The sequence below is a fragment of the Mesorhizobium sp. M7A.F.Ca.CA.004.12.1.1 genome (genome assembly GCF_003997835.1).
GTDB lineage: Bacteria > Pseudomonadota > Alphaproteobacteria > Rhizobiales > Rhizobiaceae > Mesorhizobium.
Genome location: NZ_RZRK01000986.1, coordinates 1 through 1,998, shown reverse-complemented (window position 1 = coordinate 1,998; position 1,998 = coordinate 1). Strand labels below are relative to the sequence as shown.

Below are 1,998 nucleotides of genomic sequence, written 5' to 3'. Positions count from 1 at the left end.
GCCCCAGGCGGAATGTTCCGTGGCGTAGGTTTCCATGTCGGCCGCCGGTAAGTCCCAGCACAGGCCGCCGCACCAGCTCAGCGGCAGGTCGGGCAGGTCCTGCGCCAGCCGCGACCATTCGGCCATGGCGCGGGTGCGCAGCCGGAAATAGGGCTCCGGATTGCCCCAGCTGGCGTTGATCCAGGCGAACGAATTTGGCGTCGCCACCCCACCGGCAGCACTGTCGGCAATCACCGTCACTTGCGCACCCGCTCTGCTCAGATGCCAGGCGGTGGAGGCACCGATGATGCCGGCGCCGATGACGATTACTTGTTTCGCCGCAGTCATGCTTGCTCCTCTGCCTCGTCATCCGGAGGGATGTTCATCCAGTGCCATCCCGGCAGCCGCTTGCCAACATCGCGCAGCGTAAAATATGCGGCAATGCACTGGCCGGAGCCACAGCACGACTGAGCTGTATGCTCTGACGGTGAGGCGGCGATCAGCAGCGCCCGAGCCGCCGGACCGGTCGACAGGCCGGCACTGCGCTGCTAGAAGCCCGGCCTGTCACACGGAAATCCCAGAGAATGCCCGAAGCAATAGAAGAAGAAGTGGCACGCCGCCGCACCTTCGCGATCATCGCGCACCCGGACGCCGGCAAGACGACGCTCACCGAAAAGCTGCTGCTGTTCGGCGGCGCCATCCAGCTCGCCGGCGAGGTCAAGGCCAAGAAGGACAAGATCCAGACGCGGTCCGACTGGATGAAGATCGAGCGCGAGCGCGGCATCTCGGTCGTCACCTCGGTGATGACCTTCGAGTATGAGGACAATGTCTTCAACCTGCTCGACACGCCCGGCCACGAGGATTTCGCCGACGACACCTACCGCACGCTGTCGGCGGTCGACTCGGCGGTCATGGTCATCGATGCCGCCAAGGGCATCGAGCCGCGCACACTGAAACTGTTCGAAGTCTGCCGGCTGCGCGACATTCCGATCATCACCTTCATCAACAAGATGGACCGCGAAAGCCGCGATCCGTTCGAGATTTTGGACGAGATCGAACAGAAGCTGGCGCTGGATACTGCCCCCGTCACCTGGCCGATCGGCCGCGGCAAGAATTTTGCCGGCACCTATCATCTGGCGCTGAATGCCGTGCGCGGGGGCGACGCGGAGAAAGAACGCACGCCGGTCAACGGTCCCGATTCCAACCGCGTCGCCGGCCTGCTGCCGGAAAACGAGCGCGAAGCCTTCATCGAGGAACTGGAGCTCGCGCGAGAAGCGTGCAGACCCCTTGATATAGAAGCCTTCCGCGAGGGCCATCTGACGCCGGTCTATTTCGGTTCGGCGCTGCGCAATTATGGCGTGCGCGACCTGATCGAGGCACTCGGCGCTTTTGGACCGCCGCCGCGCGCGCAGGAGGCGGACACCCGCAAGGTCGAGGCGACCGAAGAGAAGATGACGTCCTTCGTCTTCAAGATCCAGGCCAACATGGATCCCAATCACCGCGACCGCATTGCCTTCGTCCGCGTCTGTTCGGGTAAGCTCGAGCGCGGCATGAAGGCCAAGCTGGTGCGCACCGGAAAACCGATGTCGTTGTCGGCGCCGCAGTTCTTCTTTGCCCGGACCCGCGTTACCGCTGACGAGGCTTTTGCCGGTGATGTCGTCGGCATCCCCAACCATGGCACGCTGCGCATCGGCGACACGCTGACCGAAGGCGAGGAGATACTGTTCCGCGGCGTTCCGAATTTCGCCCCGGAAATCCTGCGTCGTGTGCGCCTCGGCGACGCGATGAAGGCGAAAAAACTCAAGGAAGCGCTGCACCAGATGGCAGAGGAGGGCGTCGTGCAGCTGTTTTCGCCGGAGGATGGCTCGCCGGCCATCGTCGGCGTCGTCGGCGCGCTGCAGCTCGACGTGCTGAAGGAACGGCTGAACTTCGAATACACGCTGCCGGTCGAATTCGAGATGTCGCGGTTTTCAGTCTGCCGCTGGATATCGGCCGACGACAAAGCCGAGACGCTTCGCT

At 63.6% G+C, this 1,998-nt stretch carries 2 protein-coding genes; one reads left to right on the top strand and one right to left on the bottom strand.

Annotated elements, in window-relative coordinates; all coding sequences use genetic code 11:
• A partial coding sequence (locus tag EN984_RS32615) for an FAD-dependent oxidoreductase (protein ID WP_164765831.1) occupies positions 1-327 on the bottom strand: 327 nt, incomplete at its 3' end.
• A gap of 236 nt (positions 328-563) precedes the next feature.
• Here EN984_RS32615 and EN984_RS32610 point away from each other — a divergent pair.
• Positions 564-1,998 (top strand): peptide chain release factor 3 (locus EN984_RS32610; RefSeq protein ID WP_127384261.1); only part of this gene is annotated, 1,435 nt, incomplete at its 3' end.